Annotated in this window: 22 protein-coding genes and 1 tRNA gene; 10 read left to right on the top strand and 13 right to left on the bottom strand. The window is 44.1% G+C overall.

Annotation, left to right across the window (positions count from 1 at the left end):
• Positions 1 to 40: 40 nt before the first annotated feature.
• The 5 genes from FEM33_RS19850 to FEM33_RS26870 form a co-directional block, all read right to left on the bottom strand.
• Positions 41 to 1,468 carry a sulfatase gene (locus FEM33_RS19850; RefSeq protein WP_139013737.1) on the bottom strand — a complete coding sequence of 476 codons (1,428 nt, stop codon included), beginning with the start codon at positions 1,466 to 1,468 and terminating at the stop codon, positions 41 to 43.
• A gap of 177 nt (positions 1,469 to 1,645) precedes the next feature.
• The gene (locus FEM33_RS19845) at positions 1,646 to 2,578 is read right to left on the bottom strand and encodes a hypothetical protein (protein WP_139013736.1); all 933 of its coding nucleotides are present in this window, start codon (positions 2,576 to 2,578) and stop codon (positions 1,646 to 1,648) included.
• Between the two features lie 483 nt (positions 2,579 to 3,061).
• The gene (locus tag FEM33_RS19840) at positions 3,062 to 3,823 is read right to left on the bottom strand and encodes a ZIP family metal transporter (RefSeq protein ID WP_139013735.1); all 762 of its coding nucleotides are present in this window, start codon (positions 3,821 to 3,823) and stop codon (positions 3,062 to 3,064) included.
• Positions 3,808 to 4,044 carry a hypothetical protein gene (locus tag FEM33_RS19835; RefSeq protein WP_139013734.1) on the bottom strand — a complete coding sequence of 79 codons (237 nt, stop codon included), beginning with the start codon at positions 4,042 to 4,044 and terminating at the stop codon, positions 3,808 to 3,810. The genes FEM33_RS19840 and FEM33_RS19835 overlap by 16 nt, the downstream gene beginning before the upstream one ends.
• A gap of 52 nt (positions 4,045 to 4,096) precedes the next feature.
• Positions 4,097 to 4,231, bottom strand: coding sequence for a hypothetical protein (locus tag FEM33_RS26870; protein WP_262711997.1), 135 nt, complete (start codon positions 4,229 to 4,231; stop codon positions 4,097 to 4,099).
• 90 nt (positions 4,232 to 4,321) lie between these two features.
• Between FEM33_RS26870 and FEM33_RS19830 the strand changes: the two genes are divergently transcribed.
• A complete protein-coding gene (locus FEM33_RS19830) occupies positions 4,322 to 5,101 on the top strand; it encodes an aminoglycoside 6-adenylyltransferase (protein WP_139013733.1) in 780 nt (259 codons plus the stop codon).
• Positions 5,102 to 5,297: 196 nt separating this feature from the next.
• On the opposite strand, the gene FEM33_RS19825 is transcribed toward FEM33_RS19830, so the two are convergent.
• Together FEM33_RS19825 and FEM33_RS19820 are read right to left on the bottom strand one after the other, a co-directional pair.
• Positions 5,298 to 5,738, bottom strand: a complete 441-nt coding sequence (locus FEM33_RS19825) for a VOC family protein (RefSeq protein ID WP_139013732.1) — start codon at positions 5,736 to 5,738, stop codon at positions 5,298 to 5,300.
• Between the two features lie 248 nt (positions 5,739 to 5,986).
• The gene (locus FEM33_RS19820; RefSeq protein WP_161597195.1) at positions 5,987 to 6,640 is read right to left on the bottom strand and encodes a phosphoribosyltransferase; all 654 of its coding nucleotides are present in this window, start codon (positions 6,638 to 6,640) and stop codon (positions 5,987 to 5,989) included.
• A gap of 162 nt (positions 6,641 to 6,802) precedes the next feature.
• On the opposite strand from FEM33_RS19820, the gene FEM33_RS19815 reads away from it, so the two are divergent.
• Positions 6,803 to 6,886 (top strand) — tRNA-Leu (locus FEM33_RS19815).
• Between the two features lie 274 nt (positions 6,887 to 7,160).
• Entirely contained in the window at positions 7,161 to 7,619 is a 459-nt protein-coding gene (locus tag FEM33_RS19810; protein WP_139013730.1) for a hypothetical protein, read from the top strand.
• Positions 7,620 to 7,640: 21 nt separating this feature from the next.
• Here FEM33_RS19810 and FEM33_RS19805 read toward each other — a convergent pair whose 3' ends face one another.
• Positions 7,641 to 8,255, bottom strand: coding sequence for a deoxynucleoside kinase (locus FEM33_RS19805; protein WP_139013729.1), 615 nt, complete (start codon positions 8,253 to 8,255; stop codon positions 7,641 to 7,643).
• Positions 8,256 to 8,452: 197 nt separating this feature from the next.
• Here FEM33_RS19805 and trhO point away from each other — a divergent pair, with 197 nt between their 5' ends.
• Complete coding sequence (gene trhO / locus FEM33_RS19800) at positions 8,453 to 9,436, top strand: oxygen-dependent tRNA uridine(34) hydroxylase TrhO (RefSeq protein WP_139013728.1); 984 nt, start codon at positions 8,453 to 8,455, stop codon at positions 9,434 to 9,436.
• A 3-nt stretch (positions 9,437 to 9,439) separates the two neighbouring features.
• Here trhO and FEM33_RS19795 read toward each other — a convergent pair whose 3' ends face one another.
• Entirely contained in the window at positions 9,440 to 9,937 is a 498-nt protein-coding gene (locus tag FEM33_RS19795) for a GNAT family N-acetyltransferase (protein ID WP_139013727.1), read from the bottom strand.
• Positions 9,938 to 10,058: 121 nt separating this feature from the next.
• Here FEM33_RS19795 and surE point away from each other — a divergent pair, with 121 nt between their 5' ends.
• On the top strand, positions 10,059 to 10,826 hold the full coding sequence (surE, locus tag FEM33_RS19790; protein WP_139013726.1) for a 5'/3'-nucleotidase SurE: 768 nt from the start codon (positions 10,059 to 10,061) through the stop codon (positions 10,824 to 10,826).
• Between the two features lie 14 nt (positions 10,827 to 10,840).
• Complete coding sequence (locus tag FEM33_RS19785) at positions 10,841 to 12,403, top strand: GH3 family acyl-acid amido synthetase (RefSeq protein WP_139013725.1); 1,563 nt, start codon at positions 10,841 to 10,843, stop codon at positions 12,401 to 12,403.
• 10 nt (positions 12,404 to 12,413) lie between these two features.
• Here the strand turns inward: FEM33_RS19785 and FEM33_RS19780 are convergent, their stop codons facing one another.
• Together FEM33_RS19780 and FEM33_RS19775 are read right to left on the bottom strand one after the other, a co-directional pair.
• Positions 12,414 to 13,028 carry a LysE family translocator gene (locus tag FEM33_RS19780; protein ID WP_139013724.1) on the bottom strand — a complete coding sequence of 205 codons (615 nt, stop codon included), beginning with the start codon at positions 13,026 to 13,028 and terminating at the stop codon, positions 12,414 to 12,416.
• A gap of 1 nt (position 13,029) precedes the next feature.
• Positions 13,030 to 13,575 carry an NUDIX domain-containing protein gene (locus FEM33_RS19775; RefSeq protein WP_201747806.1) on the bottom strand — a complete coding sequence of 182 codons (546 nt, stop codon included), beginning with the start codon at positions 13,573 to 13,575 and terminating at the stop codon, positions 13,030 to 13,032.
• Between the two features lie 47 nt (positions 13,576 to 13,622).
• On the opposite strand from FEM33_RS19775, the gene FEM33_RS19770 reads away from it, so the two are divergent.
• Both FEM33_RS19770 and FEM33_RS19765 read left to right on the top strand, forming a co-directional pair.
• A complete protein-coding gene (locus tag FEM33_RS19770) occupies positions 13,623 to 14,636 on the top strand; it encodes a cation diffusion facilitator family transporter (RefSeq protein WP_139013722.1) in 1,014 nt (337 codons plus the stop codon).
• A 24-nt stretch (positions 14,637 to 14,660) separates the two neighbouring features.
• Entirely contained in the window at positions 14,661 to 15,584 is a 924-nt protein-coding gene (locus tag FEM33_RS19765; protein ID WP_139013721.1) for a sugar phosphate isomerase/epimerase family protein, read from the top strand.
• 67 nt (positions 15,585 to 15,651) lie between these two features.
• On the opposite strand, the gene folE is transcribed toward FEM33_RS19765, so the two are convergent.
• Together folE and FEM33_RS19755 are read right to left on the bottom strand one after the other, a co-directional pair.
• The gene (gene folE, locus FEM33_RS19760; protein ID WP_139013720.1) at positions 15,652 to 16,341 is read right to left on the bottom strand and encodes a GTP cyclohydrolase I FolE; all 690 of its coding nucleotides are present in this window, start codon (positions 16,339 to 16,341) and stop codon (positions 15,652 to 15,654) included.
• A complete protein-coding gene (locus FEM33_RS19755; protein WP_139013719.1) occupies positions 16,301 to 16,717 on the bottom strand; it encodes a 6-pyruvoyl trahydropterin synthase family protein in 417 nt (138 codons plus the stop codon). The genes folE and FEM33_RS19755 overlap by 41 nt, the downstream gene beginning before the upstream one ends.
• Positions 16,718 to 17,006: 289 nt before the next feature.
• On the opposite strand from FEM33_RS19755, the gene FEM33_RS19750 reads away from it, so the two are divergent.
• Both FEM33_RS19750 and FEM33_RS19745 read left to right on the top strand, forming a co-directional pair.
• A complete protein-coding gene (locus tag FEM33_RS19750; RefSeq protein WP_139013718.1) occupies positions 17,007 to 18,359 on the top strand; it encodes a Gfo/Idh/MocA family protein in 1,353 nt (450 codons plus the stop codon).
• Between the two features lie 64 nt (positions 18,360 to 18,423).
• Positions 18,424 to 19,647, top strand: coding sequence for a sugar MFS transporter (locus tag FEM33_RS19745; protein ID WP_139013717.1), 1,224 nt, complete (start codon positions 18,424 to 18,426; stop codon positions 19,645 to 19,647).
• Positions 19,648 to 19,650 lie beyond the last annotated feature (3 nt).

Raw genomic sequence — 19,650 nt, 5'->3', positions numbered from 1 at the left:
GTCCAGAAATTACAGCCGATTTTTTCATTTCTCTGTTTTGTTATTCTGCCGGTGGAAAACCCTTTTTCAATAAAATCGCCAGTTCACTTACTGTGTCTGCATAAGAACTTTCCCTGGCCAGATTATTAAATTCATCCGGATCTTTCTGGTGATCATACAGCTCTGCTCCTGCCCTGCCTTCGTCCCATTCCGTATACCTGAAACGTTCTGTACGTACGCTGCGGCCAAAAATCTGATTTCTTCTGACCTGCGTGTAAGCCGGTTTGTCCCAGGCGGCTTCGGGATCTTTCAGCAGAGGGACCAGGCTTTTTCCCTGTAATTTTTGAGGCGGAGCAAGTCCGCAAAGTTCGGCCAATGTCGGGTAAATATCCAGCAGCTCAACCGTACGCCCGGAAGCTTTTCCTTTTGTTCCGCCCGGAACGGAGATAATCAGCGGAACCCGGGCCGAATTTTCAAAAAGGCTTTGCTTCATCCATTGTCCGTGCTGCCCGACGTTATATCCATGATCGCTCCAGAAAACGATAATCGTGTTGTTTGCAAGCTTGTTTTTTTCCAGTGCGTCCAGCAATTTGCCGACTTGCGCATCCATAAAGGAAATGGTTGCATAGTAAGCACGCAGCGCTTCTCTTCTTTCCGGTTCGCCCAGCCCCCAATGCGCCGGTTTGGTAAATAAGGCAGCTTCCGGAACATCGTCCAGGTCATTGGCAATTTCTTTCGGTAACGGAACCTTGTCGACGGGATACATATCAAAGTATTTTTTCGGGGCAACATAAGGCGAATGCGGACGGTAAAAGCCAACGGCCAGAAAGAACGGTTCTGACTTCTTTTCCTCCATGATCTTGATGGCTTCATTGGCAACCATGCCGTCGGTATGCTCGTCGTCAGTTCCTTCTGTGGCAAGGTAGGCAAGCGCGCTGCCAAGCGGGCGCGCAGCCGTCATATTCTTGACAAGCGATTCTTCGGTTTTATCTCTTCCTTTCGGGTTTACTTTATGGTCCCATGAAATCGGATCGTCCAGCCCGTCGGTTCCGATTTGTCCCGGCACGCCGTAGTGATAAATTTTGCCGACCCGCGCACTATAATAATTGTTGTTTTTAAATAGCTGAGGCAAAGTTACAACGTCCGGAAGGTTTTTGCGGAAATGGGTTTGCAGTTCATAAATCCCTGTAACATCCGGCCGCTGGCCCGTGAGAAGTGAAGACCGGCTGGGACTGCAAAGCGGAAACTGGTTATATGCCCGGTTAAATCGGACGCCCATTTTCGCGAGCCTGTCAATATTGGGTGTTTTTACAAATGTATTCCCGTAGCATCCGATATCATTGTTCAAATCGTCTGCAGCAATGAAGAGAATGTTGTATTTCTTTTTGGGTTCCGCTGCCTTTTGCTGTGCCGAAATTTCTGAACACGGAAATAAAAACAATGCAAGGATCCCTAGCGCAACGGTAATAATGTCCGCAAATTTCTTCATTTCATAATTTGATTTGATTCCTTAAGTCTGATCTTGATTTTGACTATAACTAAATTGCTCTATAGCTTCATTTTTCTGCGCATACTTTTCCATTACTTCCGCAAGTCCCTATACGCAGCACGCGAGAACAACTTGATCAGCAGCAACATGGCAGGAATTTCCAGAACAAAACAAGTCTTATTTCACAGCCGAGAATCTTTCCAGCTTTTCCTTTTCATCCTGCAGACGTTTTGGCTCCGGTTTCAGATAACCAAACTGGCGCAAATCCTGCTCACCGTGTGATGCAACCCATAGCAGAAATTTTTTGGCTTCCGGATTGCTGTTGTTTTTGGCAATGGACAAATGAATGTATTCAACGGGCACATTTCTGACTTTTTCGGTTTCAAGCTTGTCAATTACCTGATCAAGATTGTCGATCTGCTTTTCTTCTTTTGTAATCCGGCCATTGTTGTCCAGATCAACCGGAATGATCGTAATTCCGTCCACAGGTTTGCGGGTATTGAGATCATAAGCAAGTCCCGGAACCGTATAAGTGATGCCGGTTTCATCTTTCAACAGCGCTTTGATCAAATGCTCGTCGGCTCCTGCAATGGTTTTTCCTTTGATCTGCTGCTGTTCGTAGCCAAAGTACTTTGCAAATGTCACCGGCGCCCCGGCTTTCTGCAGACGTGTATAAACCGTAAAAGGAGTTGTGATTGATTGATCCTTTTCAGCATAGATATCATGAAAAAATATTTGTTTGTAAGTCTTTTCATTCAATCCTTTTTCGGCATACTCTTTTGCAAATTCAGACTTTGAATTAGCAACGGGAAGCAATGCATAACGGCCGATCGAAATCACTTCTCTGTTTTCTTTTACAATACGTTCCTGGTCGTAAGCTTCAATCAGCACGTCGTATTTTTCGGGATCCGTAATCGTCCGTGTTTCAATAATAACCTGCGCCTGAGGATTTTCGGCAGAATACCCTTTGATCCATTTTTCAAGTAACGGATACGCAAAACGGACGCCTGTAACGACTACTTTGTTCTGTGACGATTCCTGCGCAAACAGGAATGGACTTGATACAATGGCCAGGCCGGTTGCAAACAGGAGTGAATTTAACTTTTTCATGATGTTTTAGCAGATAAAAATAGGATATGTGACTGGGACCGGCCGCTTTACAACTGACCGGTTAAATGGATTATAAATCAAACCGCAGAAACGGGCAAAGGCTGGATTTCAGCAACAACAGCCGGTGCAGAAAAGTCTGAAATGTAAAACCACCCGGGGCGCAAGCATCAGCTGCGAAGAATATGTATTCATCGTTGTCTTTTTTTAAACGAATTCCGGAACGTTCTTTCGTATTGGTGGCTAATAGGAAGAACATTACCCTACTATATTGATAGACAAAGTAAGTTTATTGCTTTTTGATTAGCAAATGTTTTTTTGCTTTTGTTTGATCATGGATCAAACCGGATTGGTATGCAGAGGCTGATTTGGAAGTTTATACAATTTCAGTCAGACATTCTGACTTTACAAAAGAGCTTAACAAAAGTTGAAAATGATCTGTTTGATAACCTGTAACCAAGTCAGGAACTTCCCTTAAACAGCCAATCAAGGCTCAGCCAGTTTGGACAATACGAAAGCGGAAAGAAACCCGATTACCGTAATGATACCGATGATATTATGTCCTTTTTCAAAAGCTTCCGGAATCATCGTGTCAGCAAGCATGGTCAGGATTGCTCCTGCCGCAACGGCAATGGTAGCGGCAACGACCGTGTCCGGCAACTGACTGAAAACCGTGTAGCCCAAAATGGAAGCAATGCCTGTCAGAATTGCGATAATTCCCCAAACGCTGAATATAAACAGCTTCGACCTTCCGGCATCCTTCATACCGGCAGAGCTTGACAGCCCTTCCGGAATATTGGAAATGAAAATGGCTATGACCGTAGCAATACTCACTGCGCCGCCTTCAATCATGCTGATGCCGATCGCAATGGCTTCCGGAATGCCGTCGAGCAGTGCACCCAGTGCAATGGCCAAGCCGCTTCCGGACTGGCTTTCTTCGGAGGATTGATGTTCTTTGCTTGAACGCTTGCGATGCTTCGCCCCGTTTCTGGATAATGCGTAATTAGCTGCGGAATAAATAATGGCCCCGGACAAAAACCCGACTGCAGTTGAATAAAACCCGCCTGTTTGATATGCTTCGTCCATCAGTTCAAAAGACAATGCAGAAATTAACACGCCTGCGCCAAAGCCCATGATGATGGCTATGAATTTCTGGGAAATGTTCAAATAATAGCCGGCCAATGAGCCTACAACAAGAGCCGAGCCGGATAAAAGTCCCCAGAAGCCAGCCATTATCCATTTTTCCATATATCCTGAATTACAAAGTGAATATTTAATGTATAAAGTATTTTTTTTAAGCTCATCAAAGTTTTATTTCCTGAATATACCCGAACCGTTTTTACCAAGTTTTCAGCTTCCTTTACTGCTTGGGTTGATTCTTCTTTTGTACAATCCATTCTTTTGTTCGGCAGCGTACTTTTTTGATTTTCGTGAACACGGATCTTGTTTCCGTCTTCCGCAGAACCCATTCAATAACCCGTCGTTGTTGTAAACAGGAATGTTCCATCCTCCTATCAAAAACTATACCTTCATTTCAAATGCCCGCTGCGCAGGTTGCGCTATGCTTTGCTGCTGAACAAACTCCTGATCAATCATGGATGGCCGGGCAGGTAAGTTAAGGTAACCGAATGTGTTAACCCGGGCTGTGGATGCCATTTTGTGCTATCTATTTACCGGGTTATCTGGCGAGAGTAAGGAAATAATATTTAATTTGCGTATATACTTCCAACTTCAGATAATTCCTTTATGATTCCGGCTGAGCACCAAAAATTCGTCGATTCACTGGCTGAAATACTTGTTAATGATCCTCAATACATCGGACTGGCAGCAGGCGGCTCCTGGATTGACGGCCAAATGGATCATTTCTCGGATGTGGATCTGGTTATCGTTCACAAAGCCGATTTTCTTTCTCTTTCGAAACGCAAGTCGCTGGCCGGATCGGCGGGCAATTTGCTGGCCGGTTTTACAGGTGAACATGTCGGTGAGCCAAGATTACTGATTTGCCTGTACGATGATCCGCTTCTTCATGTTGATCTAAAATTTGTTTCCTTGTCTGACCTGCATACCCGAGTGGAGGATCCGGTGATCATCTGGGAACGAGACATGGCGCTTACGGCTATCTTACAAAACTCCAAAGCAGCATTTCCATATCCTGACTATCAGTGGATTGAAGATCGATTTTGGGTCTGGATCCATTATGCCGCTTCCAAGATCGGCCGAGGTGAACTCTTTGAAACGTTGACTTTTATTTCCTTTATGCAACAAAATGTGCTGGGCCCATTGGCATTGATAAAAAACGGGCACTTGCCCAAAGGTGTACGCAAGCTGGAAATGCACTTGCCCGAAGCAGATTTCCTTGCCATAAAATCAACTTTGGCGGATTATGACCGGCAATCCTGCCTGACTGCAATACACCAGATCGTTGCCTGTTACAAAATGTTGCGCGAAGCCGTTATGCCCGATTCCGTTGAGCGTAATCTGCCGGCAGAAAGACGTGTTATGCTTTATCTGAAAGAAATAGAATAAGTTATAGAAGGCTTTAATCATCATCAATTTCACACAGAAAAGCGCCGTTTTCCAACATTCCTTTTCTTCGCAAATGACGGGCTGTTTGCGACAGTTTGCATTTACAATAGTTACTTGTTCAAGATTTCAATTTGCATTGTCAGCTTGCAGGAGTGTTGGTATTAAATCAAATATCAAACAATCCATGATTTAAATCTTAATGCGCTCCGGCTGTAATACTTATCATCCAGTTTACTCCAAACTGATCCGTAAGCATTCCGAAGAAATCACCCCAAAATTGTTTAACAAGCGGAGCATTTACCCGCCCGTTTACGGATAACTTTTCAAAATAACCTGTTAATACAGACACATTCGTGCCTTCAATTGATAAACTGAACTGATTCGTACCCGGGTTTGATTCAATGTATGGACTGTCGCTCGCCAGTATCACCAAGTCGCCATTCAGTTTTGAGTACATGATTTTGTCCTTCATCTCGTCACTATTGGCTTTCGGATCCTGATGAGCATCAGCAGGGCCTTCACCATAGGTAGAGAAAGTCAATTCACCACCAAACACATTCTGGTAAAATTCCATTGCTTCCCGGCAATTTCCTCCGAAGAAAAGATAGGGATTGAGTTTTGTAGGTTCGTACGACATAGTTAATGAATAATAGCGTATTTAAGCAAATATATCGTGTACAATTCAAATTGTTATAAAAAACGTATATTCATTTTAATGATCAGTTCCGGGTCGAATTTAGCGGGGCATTGCATCCTGACAAATATTCAGTTGGCCCCTCCGGGGCCTGAAAATTATCCTGAAAATCCTGCATTGCTACAAACAGGAAGCCGCTCCGCGGCAATGATATTTCCCTATAACTGCGATATACATTTTAATAAAACAATTTATATAATGGATCCTCTTTCGAGAATAGACATGAACTCGTCTTCACTTAAATCGTAAAATGATTCATAAACCTGCCCGACTGCATAAAAATCTTTTGGCTGGACCATTACCTCAAACCCGTCCGCCTCGTTTAAGTGTTTATCATAATTCGGACCGCATACCGGAACTGCAACAACTATTTTCAAAGCGCCTTTATTTTTACAAAGCCTTAAGGCCGGCACAAGCGTTACACCGGTTGCAATTCCGTCATCTACAAGAATTACAGTTCTGCCTGTTACATCAGGAAATGATCCCCCCTTCCGGTATGCTTTTATTCTCCTGTTAATTTCATCAGTCTGCTCATCAATGACCTGCCCGATTATTTCGCGATCAGGTGTCTTGCGCAAATTGGCAGCTATATAAACCGACAGGTCTTCTGCAATGGCTCCGAAACCTACTTCTTTGTTGTTTGGATATGGCAATTTCTTGGAAATGAGCATGGACAAAGGGGCTTTCATGTGTTTGGCAACGTAATACGCTACTTCCATACCGCCTCTTGGAATCCCTAAAACAAGCGGATCAAAACGCTTGTATTCTGCTTCCAGATACATGCCCAGCTTTTCTCCGGCATCTTTTCTGTCCCGGAATACTATCCCGGTCTTTGTCCTTTTCATGATTTTAAACATTAATAATTTAGATATGTAAATGTCAACTGATGAAGCCGGGCGACCTCTAAGAACTGCGCTGCGTTGGTTAATGATCCGTTTTTCGTTAAAAAAGATTTACCTGCGACTTGCGGCATTTAATTTAAATTGTAGTTTTGCATCACAAATCACGGCCAGGTGGTGGAATTGGTAGACACGCTACTTTGAGGGGGTAGTGCCCGTTCGGGTATAGGAGTTCGACTCTCCTTCTGGTCACAAACCGCGTCGGGAATTTCCCCTGCGCGGTTTTTTTATGTTGCATTCTGCTCCATTATCGGCAACCACCAGTTTCAAATTACTGATGTTGATGTATTCAGGAAGTGAATTGGCTTTTGTAAAGGTTGTGTCAAAATAGAAAACAATCCAAATCCTGATTCATCAATTCAACTAAATACATTGAAGTTTGACCATGTATTTCTATTTTGCAGAAATAATTTTATAATTTGTATCCACCCTTTTAACAATCAAAAGCCAGAAGGAACATTTCTCCATGAAAATACTTCATTTATCCGGCTTCCTGCTGCTGTTTGCGTTCCATACTGCCCATGCACAATGTCAGGAAAAAATTAGCAGAGCGACCAAACAAAAGATTTATTTTCAGGATGTTATCCTTTCAGGTACGCATGAATTTGTGACGCTTTCCAAAACCGGAGAAGAAAAAATATTTACCTATAATAATAAACTGATCGAGCTTATCTTTCATGTTCAGACGTTTACTGAAATAAAATTTACCTCCACGAAAGGCAATTTTACGCTGTTTACCACGGCGTCAAACCGGAATTTCTGGAATAGTTCCTTTACACTTTCTTCACCGGTAACGCCTGAGGAAATGGAAAAAATGAAAGGAACTGTCAAGATCGAAATCATACTTCCGGAAGAAACCAAAATCTACTCCATCAGCAGCCAGAAAAACAAGCTGCTTAATAAAGCTTTACAGTGCATTATTTAATTGACCGACGATGTATTTGACTCAGATATAAAAAAGTTCTTTATTGAGTTTAGATACGATAAATTGAAAATCATCCGGATTGGAAGCAAAATCCATCCGGTTTACGTCTATTTCAATGATCTTTCCGTGATCGTAATTTTTTGCAAAATCTTCGTAATAATTGTTCAGGTTCTGCAGGTAATCAACTGAAATATCCGACTCGAATTCTCTTCCTCTTTTCTTGATCTGCGCGACCAGCTTGGGAATATCTGCTTTAAGGTAAATCAGAAGATCCGGCTGTGAAACTGTTTTGATAATGGTTTCAAAAAGCAACAAATAAGTCTGATAATCACGCTCTGTCAGAACGCCGGAATCATGCAGGTTTCTCGCAAATATATAAGCATCTTCATAAATGGTCCGGTCCTGAATAATGGTCGAGTAAGTTGCAGAACGAATTTTCTGAACTTGCGCAAACCTGCTGTTCAGAAAATAAATCTGCAGATTAAAAGCCCAGCGCTCCATATCCTGGTAAAAATCGGCCAGATAAGGATTGCCTTCCACTGCTTCGTACATGACTTCCCACTTGAAATACTCTCCGAGCATCTGGGTCAAAGTCGTTTTTCCCGCACCGATGTTGCCAATGATCGCTATGTGCATACTGTTTGAAAAAGTTAATGAAATTTCGGAACGGATGATTGCAAAAGTATGGATTTCACAACAGATTTTCCCTTGACGCAGCCTGTTTTTTGATTTCCTATAAAGCGCAGCAATTTATATATTTGCGGTTCATTCCGGAATGGGAATTTCGTTAAACGAAGCTCTTTTTCTTTGTTCAATATATCAGGATTAAACTAATGAAGCCTTTCAGGGTTATACTATATTATTACTATGCACCCATCGCGGATACTGAAACTTACCGCGACGAGCATCATTTATTTTGTGTGGAGCATAATCTGCTGGGAAGGATTATCATTGCTCCCGAAGGACTTAACGGTACTGTTTCCGGAACACCGGAAGACTGCGAAGCGTACATGAATTACATCCGTTCCGATGAGCGGTTCAGGAATGTGCAGTTCAAGGTGGAAGAGCATGATAAAATTGCTTTCCAGAAACTGCATGTCCGTGTAAAAGATGAAATTGTCAATTCCGATCTGAATGTAAACCCGCTCGTGCGTACGGGAAAACATCTGGAACCTTCTGAATTCAAACAGATAATAAATGATCCGGATGTGGTGCTGGTGGATATGCGTTCGGATTATGAACATGAGGTCGGGAAATTCAAAGGCGCTGTTACTTTCAACATGCATAACCTGCGCGAACTTCCGGATCATGTCCATGAAATCGAGCATCTTAAAGATAAAAAGATAGTTACTTACTGCACGGGCGGTATCAAATGCGAGAAAGCAAGCGCTTATCTGCTGGAACAGGGGTTTAAAGACGTTTACCAGCTGCATGGCGGCATCATCCGCTACGGACTGGAAGAAGGTGGTGAGAATTTTGACGGAAAATGCTATGTGTTTGACAACAGGATTACAGTTGACGTAAACAGCGTTAATCCGACCATCATTTCAAAATGCTATATCTGCGGCGAGCCTTGTGATCGGATGATCAATTGCTCCAATGCGGAATGCAACACGCACGTGCCGGTTTGCCATAGCTGCGCGGAGCAGATGGAAGGTGCATGCTCGCCTGAATGCAAGGCACATCCCGGCAAGCGCGCCTACGACGGAACAGGATATTATGTAAGCAACAGCAATCATTATCACCCATTGCAGGGATTGAAAAGTCAGAAGAAAAACTTGAAAAAAATGAAACTGGCTACCAAAACCGGAGCGTAGCAATCAGCGCAGGTCTTTTTCCAGAATGTAATCATTCATCCAGTACGGGCCGAAAGGAATGTCCTTTTCTTCCGTTACGTAAAAACCCATTTTCTCGTAAAAAGCTCGGGCTTTGTTAAACCTATTTACGTTAAGTATCAGCTTGTTTCCTCCTTCTGACCGGATGTAATTTTCAATTTCGTTCAGCATATATTTTCCGGCCCCGGAACCTTGCAGTGACGGAAGTACATAGATTTTATGTAATTTGAAAGTTTCGGGGCTTTCTTTGGAAACAGATGCAAAACCTTCGGGATTTCCGTTATTTTCAAGCATCAGAAACTGGTGCTTGTCGTTGAGCATCTGATGGTTCAGCGAATCATGCGAATATATTTTTTCAAACATATAATCAATCTGCTCTTTGCTGAGAATATCCTTGTAAGTAGTTTCCCAGGTCTTTTCCTGTATTCTAATAATGTCAGGAATATCATCAACGGATGCATGCTTTATTGCGAATGAAGGCATATTGCTTAATTTTGGCGTACAAGGAATGCAAATAAATAGTTTTCACTCTTAAAAACCACACGGCTTTTCAGCAAATCGGAACTTAGCTGTTACGAGCCTGCAAGCTGACAAGTAGAAATATATGAAACCCCTTATTTTAGTTACAAATGACGATGGAATAACATCCAAAGGAATTCGGACACTGGTAGAAACCATGCAGACAATCGGTGAAGTCATTGTTGTTGCCCCGAACAGTCCGCAATCCGGCATGGGCCACGCCATTACAATCGGTGAACCGCTACGGCTTTATTCCACGCACATTTTTGAAGGCGTTACCGAATATGAATGCTCCGGAACACCGGCTGATTGTGTCAAACTTGCAAAAAATTACGTTCTTCAGGACAGAAAACCCGACCTTGTCGTAAGCGGCATCAATCACGGAAGCAACAGTTCCATCAGCGTGCTTTATTCGGGTACGATGTCGGCAGCCATAGAAGCAGCCATTGAAGGCATTCCGGCAATCGGATTTTCTTTATGCGATTTCCGCGAAGATGCTGATTTCAGTCATGCAATACCTTACATTAAATCCATAACGGAATCGGCGCTGAAAAACGGGATTCCGAACGGCATCGCACTGAATGTAAATATTCCGGAGAAAACCAGCCTGCCGCTGAAAGGCGTTAAAGTTTGTCGTCAGGCACACGCAAAATGGCAGGAAAAATTTGATTACAGAGTAGACCCGAACGGAAGAGGATACCTCTGGATGGCCGGGAATTTTGTCAATTTTGACACTGAAAAGGAAGATACCGACGTATGGGCTTTGGACAACAACTATATTTCGGTAGTTCCGTGTCAGTATGACCTCACCGAGTACAAGGCACTGGAACAGCTCTCGACGTGGGATTTATAATTAAATAATCAGCTATGGCATTAGTAGGCAGTTTATTAAAAAGAGGAATCCATTTCAGCAATATTGTTGCCAACCGCAGAAAGGCGGGACTTCATCAGCAGCAGAAAAAAACGCTTGCCAAGCTTCTTGCCAAGGCGAGATACACGGAATTCGGAGAAAAGTATAATTTTGACGAATTGCTTTCATCCATTTTGTTCGGTGAAAAGGGCGCGTTTTATGAACTTTATAAAAAGTCAGTACCTGTTTACGATTACAACAAGATATTCAATGAATGGTGGCATAAGTCGCTTGAAGGGCAAAAAGACATTTGCTGGCCCGGTCAGATCAAGTATTATGCGCTGAGTTCCGGAACGTCCGAAGCCTCTACCAAACATATTCCGGTAACAAAGGCCATGTCGAGGGCCATTCAGAAAACAAGCATCCGCCAGATTCTTTCGCTTGGCCATTATAAAAACCTTCCGGACAATCTGTATGAAAAAGGATTTCTGATGCTGAGCGGAAGCACGAACCTGAACAATCAGGACAAGCATTTTGAAGGCGATCTCAGCGGTATTCAGGCCAAACAGATTCCCTACTGGTTCCGGCCTTATTACAAACCCGGTGAAAAAATAGCCGCCCAGAAAGACTGGGGCCTGAAACTGGAAGAAATTACGAAACAGGCACATGAATGGGATATCGGCTTTATCGTAGGCGTCCCGGCGTGGATCCAGCTGCTGATGGAAAAGATCATTGCACATTACAATGTAAAAACGATCCACGACATCTGGCCTAATCTTCAGGTTTTTGCGCATGGCGGTGTTTCTTTCGAGCCGTACCGCAAAGGTTTTGAAAAACTGCTTGCACGACCGCTGATTTACATCAATACGTACCTTGCCTCGGAAGGTTTTATCGCGTATCAGACACGTCCGGGTGCGACGGGAATGGAGCTTGTTTGCGACAACGGCCTGTTTTTCGAGTTTATTCCTTTTAATGAAAAAAACTTCGATTCGGAAGGAACGCTTCAGGCCGATCCCGAAACGCTGATGGTGGATCAGGTGGAAGAAGGCAAGGAATATGCACTGCTGCTGTCAACCTGTGCAGGAGCATGGCGGTATCTGATCGGCGATACGGTCAAATTTGTGGATAAAGCCAAAGGTGAAATCGTCATTACCGGAAGAACCAAACATTATTTAAGTCTTTGCGGCGAGCACCTTTCTGTTGACAATATGAACAAAGCTGTTGACCTTGTTGCGGATGAAATGGGCGTTACTGTCAAGGAGTTCACGGTTTGCGGCGTAGAGTACGAAAGTCTGTTCGCACATCACTGGTATATCGGCGTGGAAGAAAATGATGTGGACGCCGAAGTTCTAAAATCAAGGCTGGATGCAAGACTGGCGGAACTGAACGATGATTATGCCGTAGAGCGCAGGCATGCGCTGAAAGAAATTTTCGTTACTGTACTTCCGAATAAAGCATTTTACGACTGGATGAAAGCAAAGGGAAAAATGGGCGGACAGCACAAGTTTCCAAGGGTTTTCAAAAACTTCCTGATCAATGACTGGAAAGGCTTTCTGAAGAGCAACGGTTATACAACTTAGTTGATAATACCTATTTTATAAAATTCGCATAGGCAATCTGGCAGGCAATCAGGATAAATATGATGCCTGTCACTTTGTTGAAAATCGTGACGACTCTGGGTGTAAAAATACGCTTAAGGCGGTGCGCAAATACTGCAATGGCGCATTCGACCAGAAAAACGGCAATCACGCTCGCACCGAAAAAAAGCAGAACCTGATTGTAATTGTAATGCAGATTGGTGCGGATATAGGATGCAATCGTAACCCAGCTGATAAAATTGACCGGATTGAGGCCGTTCAACAAAAAACCGGTTGTAAAATAATAAAGCAGATTTCCAAGGCTGGTCTTTGGGTAAGCAATCTTCGGCTGGCCCTTGATTAAATTACTTAATCCCAGAATCAGCAGAAAAACGATGCCGGCACCGGCCATCCATTTTTTAAAATCCGGAATGTCGGGAAGCAGCGAGGTTCCGAAAATCGCAAAAAACACAAAGATCAGATCGCATACAAATACACCGGCTGCAATTTTGATCCCTGTTTTGTAGCCATTGTCAACGCTGTTCTGGACCAGCGAAAAAAACACGGTTCCAAACGTCAGACACAAGGCAATTCCTGTGAGCGTACCGTAAAACAAAGATTCCAGCATATCAGATTCCCCTCAGCCTTGCTGTCATTAAGATGGCACAAACGGAAAGCGAATCAGTTATTTCAGAGCGCATGACCATTTCCACGGCTTCTTTCAGCGGTACTTTCCGGATCTGAAGGTCTTCCGTGTCTTCCGGCTCGGCTTCTTTTTGAGTCAGTTCTTCGGCAATGTACAGGAACCCTTCTTCGTTGGTTGCGGAATTGGAAGTATGAATCCGTGCAAGCTTGGTCCATTTGTTTGCAAAAAGCCCTGTTTCTTCCTTCAGTTCCCGCCTGGCAGCTTCCAGCGGATCGGTGCCCAGCAAACCGCCGCCTTCAGGAATTTCCCAGGAATACTCGTCAATGGCATAACGAAACTGTCCGACCAGATAAATATTCCCTTCTTCATCCATCGGAATAACACCGATTGCCTGATTTTTGAACTTTACAAGCCCGTAAATACCTTTATTTCCAGACGGGTTAATGACATCACGGTGACTGAGTTCCAGCCACGCATTTTCATATACAGTTTCGGAAGAAAGCGTCTTCCAATTATTTTCTGTGGACATAACCCGTATTTTCTTAGTATTTTTAACGCCTGAATAACAAATCCCAAATGCAAATAAACCAAAATAAGCTTAAACAACGTCTCATTCTGCTGTCTTTTATAGCCAGTATTCTGCTGACGGGTTTGAAGTTTTTTGCGTATTACCTTACTTCTTCCAATGCCATTCTGAGCGATGCGCTGGAATCCATTATCAATGTGATTGCAAGTGGTTTTGCCTTTTACAGCATTTACCTTTCTTCACAGCCGAAAGACAGAAATCATCCGTACGGACATGGAAAAATAGAATTTTTTTCAGCAGGCTTTGAAGGAGCGTTGATCATGATTGCCTCGCTGTTCATTATTCTTGAAGCGGTAAAAAGATTGATGGACCCCGCTCCTATCCAGAATCTTGCGCAGGGTTCGGGCTTCATCCTTTTTACGATTCTGGTCAATACGGCCATCGGCTACAAACTTTTGACCGAAGGGAAAAAAGCAAATTCGCTTGCGCTTGTTGCAGACGGAAGACATCTGATGACCGACAGCATCAGCAGTCTTGTGCTGATCGTCAGCGTCGGGCTAATCTTGCTAACCGGATTTGTCTGGATCGACAGCGTTGCTTCACTGCTTTTTGGCATGTTTCTGGCTTACAACGGGTTCAAGCTCGTCAGCAAATCGGTAGCCGGTCTGATGGACGCCAGTGACGAGCATTTGCTGGAAAAAGTTGTCAATACACTCCGCAGCCACAAGAATCCGGCATGGATCGACGTTCATAATCTTCGCGTACAGCAATACGGCTCCGACCTGCATATTGATTGTCATCTTACTTTGCCGTATTATTGGGAACTGCAGAAAGTGCATGAAACGATTCATGACCTGGAAAATATTTTAAAAAACAGCCATAACGGCGAAACGGAGGTCTTTGTTCATGCCGATCCGTGTCTGTACCAGTGCTGTTACTTCTGCCGCATTGAGAATTGTCCCGTACGGCAGCACAATTTCATTCAGGATATTGAATGGGATGCAGCCAATCTGGTCAAAAATGAAAAATTATATACCGAAGCAAGCATTCATATTCAGGAATAATAATCAATCTAAATTCTAACCAAAATGTACTTTTCGCGACGCGATTTTCTGAAAAAAGCAGGCGTTACCGCACTTGCCGCTACGACAATGACCGATTTGCTGGCAGAATCTGCAGCAAAAAAAATGTGGTTTGATATTTCTCTGGCCGAATGGTCGCTGCACAAAGCACTCTTTGCAAAAAAACTGACGAACCTTGACTTCCCCGAACTGGCCAGAAAAGAGTTCGGAATCTCAATCGTGGAATATGTAAACCAGTTTTTCAAGGACAAAGCGGAGGATAAAACATATCTTAATGACTTGCTGAAAAGATCAAAAGATAATGGCGTAACCAATAACCTGATCATGATCGACGGTGAAGGCGGACTCGGTGAGCTGGATGCTGCTGTTAGAAACAAAGCCGTTGAAAACCATTACAAATGGGTGGAAGCTGCAAAATTCCTGGGCTGCAAAACCATTCGTGTGAATGCATTCGGAAAAGGTTCGGATGAAGAAATTGCCAAAGCTGCCGTGGACGGTTTGAGCAAGCTCGGAGAATTTGCCGCCAAAACGGGCATCAATGTAATCGTGGAAAATCACGGCGGTTCTTCGTCCAACGGACAATGGCTTTCAGGCGTAATGAAGCAGGTAAATCTGAAAAATGTGGGTACGCTTCCGGATTTCGGCAACTTCTGTATTGTGAGAAAAGAAGGCGGCTGCGCAGAATCTTACGACCGTTATCAGGGCACAAAGGAACTGATGCCGTTTGCAAAAGGTGTCAGTGCGAAAACGTATGATTTTGACGAAAAAGGAAACTGCATTGAAACGGATTATACCAAAATCCTGAAAATTGTGAAAGACAGCGGCTTCAAGGGAATTGCCGGAATTGAATACGAAGGAAGCAAACTTTCCGAATACGACGGCATCAAAGCTACCAAAGCATTGCTTGAAAGAATAGCGCCGACCGTCTAGTAAAATACGGACTCTGTTATAAAAATGTCAGCTCAGGAGTGGAATATGTTCCTGAGCTGACATTTTTTTACCTGCCAAGATAACTCAGAAACTCTTTCCGGGTCATTTCGTCCTGAAATTTTCCGCCATAAAAGGCTGTAACCGTTGAACTTCCCGAATCACGGATTCCGCGGGACTGGACGCACATATGCTGCGCATCAATTACAACGGCAACATCTTCCGTTTTGAGTGCGCGCTTCAGTTCATCGGCAATCTGGACAGTAAGCCTTTCCTGCACCTGCGGGCGTTTGGAAAAATATTCCACGATCCGGTTCAGCTTGGACAAACCGATCACTTTTCCGCTGGAAATATACGCGATGTGCGCTTTTCCGTAAATGGGAACAAAATGGTGCTCGCAATTGGAAAAAACGGTAATATCTTTTTCAACAAGCATCTGATCATACTTGTATTTATTATCAAACAACGTGACAGAAGGCTTGTTTTTGGGATCAAGTCCACTGAAAACTTCTTTGATATACATTTTGGCAACCCGTTTCGGCGTGCCTTTGAGGCTGTCGTCGTTCAGGTCGAGGCCCATAATTTCCATAATGTGCCGGAAATGCTTTTCAATCAGCTCCATTTTTACCTCATCTTCCATTGCAAATGCGTCTTTCCGCATTGGCGTGTCTGTAGAAGACTGTACATGATCGTCGCCGATTTCTTCTGTTTCGACCATATCATTCAACTGGATATTCGACAAAGTTCCGTTCGGTTTCATATAATCTAATTTTCAGAGCAAGCCCCGGATCAATTTTATTTCTCAAAATAGTATAAATGACAATGGCGATATTTTCCGCTGTCGGGTTCAGTTCACGAAATTCCTCCACATCCAGATTCAGGTTTTTATGATCCAGCCTGTCCAGAACCAGTTCCTTGATATACGCACTCAGCAGTTTCATATCCATCACAAAACCCGTTTCCGGATCAACTTCCCCGGTCACCTGCACAATCAGTTCATAGTTATGACCATGAAAATTGGGATTATTGCATTTGCCAAAAACAGCATCGTTCTTTTCTTCCGACCATTGCGGATGATGCAGACGATGAGCCGCATTAAAATGTTCTTTGCGGAACACCGCCACTTTATGTGCCATATTTCAAACCACTTATGTATAATGCTGCCTTAAATGTCGTAACAAAGTATGTGTTCAACACACTTAAAGCCATTGAGCGCAAAAGAAATGCCCATGGAAGTCACTTGCTTTCCTGTAACGCCATACGATTTCAATTTGTTCACTGTACCGCGAATTCATTCCATCATCCGGCGGCAGCCAATCTGTTTTAATAAATTAAAAAAATTTAAAAATCTCGTTATTGAGTGTAAATTGCAAAGCTGGAAAGATTTTGTCCACGGCTTTTCCGTATTCCTATTTCAAACTTTTTATGGATAGACGCAATTTTATTCAAAAAGCTACTCTGGCAGGATCCGCCGCAGGAATCTTTCCATCGTTTATATACAAGGAAAACAAACCGCTTGACAAAGTCCGCATGGGCTTTATCGGCGTGGGGCTCCGGGGGCGCAGTCACGTTCAGCAGGCATTATACCGTCCGGATATTGAAATCAATGCCATTTGCGATATTGACGCTTCCGCTGTTGATATTACGCTGAACCTGATCAAAAAAGCCGGTAAAAAAGCGCCTGCGGTATATTCGAAGGGCGATGAAGATTTCCTGAACCTTGTCAAACGCGACGATCTGGACGGCATTCTCATCGCGACGCCGTGGCACTGGCACGTACCCATGGCGCTGGCCGTTATGAACGCCGGCAAATACGCCGCTGTGGAAGTTTCCGCAACGGTGACGCTGCAGGAATCTTGGGACCTGGTTAATACATTTGAAAAAACCGGTTCTCATTGCATGATCCTGGAAAATGTATGTTACCGCCGGGATGTCATGGCCGTCCTGAAAATGGTGCGTGAAGGAATGTTCGGTGAAATGACTTACGCGCATTGCGGTTATCAGCATGACTTGCGGAGCGTCAAGTTCAATAACGGAAAAAGTGACGGTGGCGTAGGCGCGGAATTTGGTGAAAAGGGATTTTCGGAAGCAAAATGGCGTACACAGCATTCCGTGGACCGCAACGGTGACATTTACCCGACACACGGACTCGGACCCGTTGCGCACTGGCTGGATATCAATCGCGGCAACTATTTTACTTCCCTTACTTCCACAGCTACAAAATCGCGCGGCTTGCATAAATACGTTGTGGACCATGGCGGAAAAGATCATCCGAATGCCAAAGTCAATTTCAAACTTGGCGATATTGTTACAACGGTTATCCAGTGCCATAACGGTGAAAATATCGTACTGATCCACGATACGAACTCGCCGCGCCCCTACTCGCTGGGCTTCCGTGCGCAGGGAACGAAAGGAATCTGGATGAACGACGGCAATAGCATTTATCTGGAAGGCGTTTCGCCGGAAGAACATACTGCCGAACCGGACAAGAAATATCTTGAAAAAAATGATCATCCGCTCTGGAAAAAGCATGCCCGGGAAGCTGAAAATGCCGGACATGGCGGAATAGACTATTTTGTTTTGCGCGGCTTTGTGGAGGCCATCAAAAACAAGACAGCCCCGCCGATCGATGTGTACGATGCGGCGGTATGGAGCGCCATAAGCCCGCTTTCCGAAATGTCTATTGCACGCGGTAACGCGCCGGTTGAAATCCCGGATTTCACACGTGGAAAATGGAAAACCAATCCGCGTATTTTCGGACTGAATGATGCCTTTTAAGTAGTAAAATCATAAAATATTCTTCATACTTTTTAACCCTGACCAATTCAATTTATCAAATTAAATGAACAACAAGAACAACAACTACCTTGGCCCTCTTCTAATCATCGGACTTTTATTTTTTGTTATGGGTTTTATTACCTGGGTAAACGGTACGCTCATAACATTCTTTAAAAAAGCATTTTCACTGGACAATACGAGTTCTTACCTCGTCACCTTTGCCTTTTTCATTTCCTATACGGTCATGGCAATTCCGTGTTCCATGGTTGTAAAAAAGACAGGTTTTAAAAACGGCATGTCGCTGGCGCTGCTGGTAATGGCTGCCGGAACGCTGATTTTTATTCCTGCCGCGGAAATGGCTTCTTACCCGCTTTTCCTCGTCGGGCTTTTCACGATCGGAATCGGACTTACCGTTCTGCAGACGGCCTCCAACCCGTATGCAACGATTCTCGGACCGCGTGAAAGTGCCGCGCAGCGGATCAGTATCATGGGGATTGCCAACAAAGGAGCCGGAATCATCAGTCAGATTGTCATCGGAAAACTGCTGCTGGCCGGCGCCACTTCCGGAGATCCGAAAGAGCAGCTGGATAAAGTAGTCGTTCCATATCTGATCCTAACGGCAGTTCTTGTCGGTTTTGCGCTTCTGATCTGGTTTACAAAAGGGCTTGTGGAAGTGAGCGAAGAAGAGGACGAGCCTTCGGCAACGCAACAAACCGCGGTTCAGAAAACAAGTGTATTTCAATATCCAAACCTTGTCCTGGGTGTTCTTGCATTGTTTTGCTATGTTGGCGTGGAAGTAGTTGCGGCGGATACCATTATCAATTACGGCGTTTCGCTCGGCATTCCGGAAGATGAAGCCAGGATATTCGGAGCTTATACGCTGGGCGGAATGATGTTCGGCTATGTACTGGGCATTGTGCTTATTCCAAAATTTGTTTCCCAGCAGGCATACATGATCTTCTCCGCATTTCTGGGCGTAGCAGTTACTCTTATTGCCATTTTTACAAGCGGTTTTACTTCGGTTATGTGCATTGCCGTTCTGGGTTTTGCCAATGCGGTAATCTGGCCGGCTTTGTGGCCGCTTGCGCTGAGCGGATTGGGCAAATTTACCAAAATCGCTTCCGCACTGCTTGTAATGGGTATTTCCGGCGGTGCCGTTGTTCCGCTCATTTACGGCGGTATTGCCGACTCCATTGGCAGCACGCAGAAAGCATACTGGATTCTGGTTCCGCTTTATTTATTTATACTTTATTTCGGTCTTGTCGGCCATAAAAAGAAAAGCTGGTAATTC

The sequence above is a fragment of the Dyadobacter flavalbus genome (genome assembly GCF_006149045.1).
GTDB classification, from domain to species: domain Bacteria; phylum Bacteroidota; class Bacteroidia; order Cytophagales; family Spirosomataceae; genus Dyadobacter; species Dyadobacter flavalbus.
The sequence above is the reverse complement of the archived record's forward strand: the minus strand, read 5'-3'. Positions and strand labels throughout refer to the sequence as shown.

Bases quoted from the DNA above. Each gene is read 5' to 3' on its own strand.
- FEM33_RS19750 (WP_139013718.1), top strand. From the start codon at position 17,007: ATGGATAGACGCAATTTTATTCAAAAAGCTACTCTGGCAGGATCCGCC.
- FEM33_RS19805 (WP_139013729.1), bottom strand. From the start codon at position 8,255: ATGCACATAGCGATCATTGGCAACATCGGTGCGGGAAAAACGACTTTG.
- FEM33_RS19770 (WP_139013722.1), top strand. From the start codon at position 13,623: ATGCAAATAAACCAAAATAAGCTTAAACAACGTCTCATTCTGCTGTCT.
- FEM33_RS19845 (WP_139013736.1), bottom strand. From the start codon at position 2,578: ATGAAAAAGTTAAATTCACTCCTGTTTGCAACCGGCCTGGCCATTGTA.
- FEM33_RS19810 (WP_139013730.1), top strand. From the start codon at position 7,161: ATGAAAATACTTCATTTATCCGGCTTCCTGCTGCTGTTTGCGTTCCAT.
- FEM33_RS19765 (WP_139013721.1), top strand. From the start codon at position 14,661: ATGTACTTTTCGCGACGCGATTTTCTGAAAAAAGCAGGCGTTACCGCA.
- FEM33_RS19820 (WP_161597195.1), bottom strand. From the start codon at position 6,640: ATGAAAAGGACAAAGACCGGGATAGTATTCCGGGACAGAAAAGATGCC.
- surE (WP_139013726.1), top strand. From the start codon at position 10,059: ATGAAACCCCTTATTTTAGTTACAAATGACGATGGAATAACATCCAAA.
- FEM33_RS19830 (WP_139013733.1), top strand. From the start codon at position 4,322: ATGATTCCGGCTGAGCACCAAAAATTCGTCGATTCACTGGCTGAAATA.
- FEM33_RS19850 (WP_139013737.1), bottom strand. From the start codon at position 1,468: ATGAAGAAATTTGCGGACATTATTACCGTTGCGCTAGGGATCCTTGCA.
- FEM33_RS19775 (WP_201747806.1), bottom strand. From the start codon at position 13,575: ATGTCCACAGAAAATAATTGGAAGACGCTTTCTTCCGAAACTGTATAT.
- FEM33_RS19780 (WP_139013724.1), bottom strand. From the start codon at position 13,028: ATGCTGGAATCTTTGTTTTACGGTACGCTCACAGGAATTGCCTTGTGT.
- folE (WP_139013720.1), bottom strand. From the start codon at position 16,341: ATGAAACCGAACGGAACTTTGTCGAATATCCAGTTGAATGATATGGTC.
- FEM33_RS19795 (WP_139013727.1), bottom strand. From the start codon at position 9,937: ATGCCTTCATTCGCAATAAAGCATGCATCCGTTGATGATATTCCTGAC.
- trhO (WP_139013728.1), top strand. From the start codon at position 8,453: ATGAAGCCTTTCAGGGTTATACTATATTATTACTATGCACCCATCGCG.
- FEM33_RS19785 (WP_139013725.1), top strand. From the start codon at position 10,841: ATGGCATTAGTAGGCAGTTTATTAAAAAGAGGAATCCATTTCAGCAAT.
- FEM33_RS19755 (WP_139013719.1), bottom strand. From the start codon at position 16,717: ATGGCACATAAAGTGGCGGTGTTCCGCAAAGAACATTTTAATGCGGCT.
- FEM33_RS19835 (WP_139013734.1), bottom strand. From the start codon at position 4,044: ATGGGTTCTGCGGAAGACGGAAACAAGATCCGTGTTCACGAAAATCAA.
- FEM33_RS19840 (WP_139013735.1), bottom strand. From the start codon at position 3,823: ATGGAAAAATGGATAATGGCTGGCTTCTGGGGACTTTTATCCGGCTCG.
- FEM33_RS26870 (WP_262711997.1), bottom strand. From the start codon at position 4,231: ATGGCATCCACAGCCCGGGTTAACACATTCGGTTACCTTAACTTACCT.
- FEM33_RS19745 (WP_139013717.1), top strand. From the start codon at position 18,424: ATGAACAACAAGAACAACAACTACCTTGGCCCTCTTCTAATCATCGGA.
- FEM33_RS19825 (WP_139013732.1), bottom strand. From the start codon at position 5,738: ATGTCGTACGAACCTACAAAACTCAATCCCTATCTTTTCTTCGGAGGA.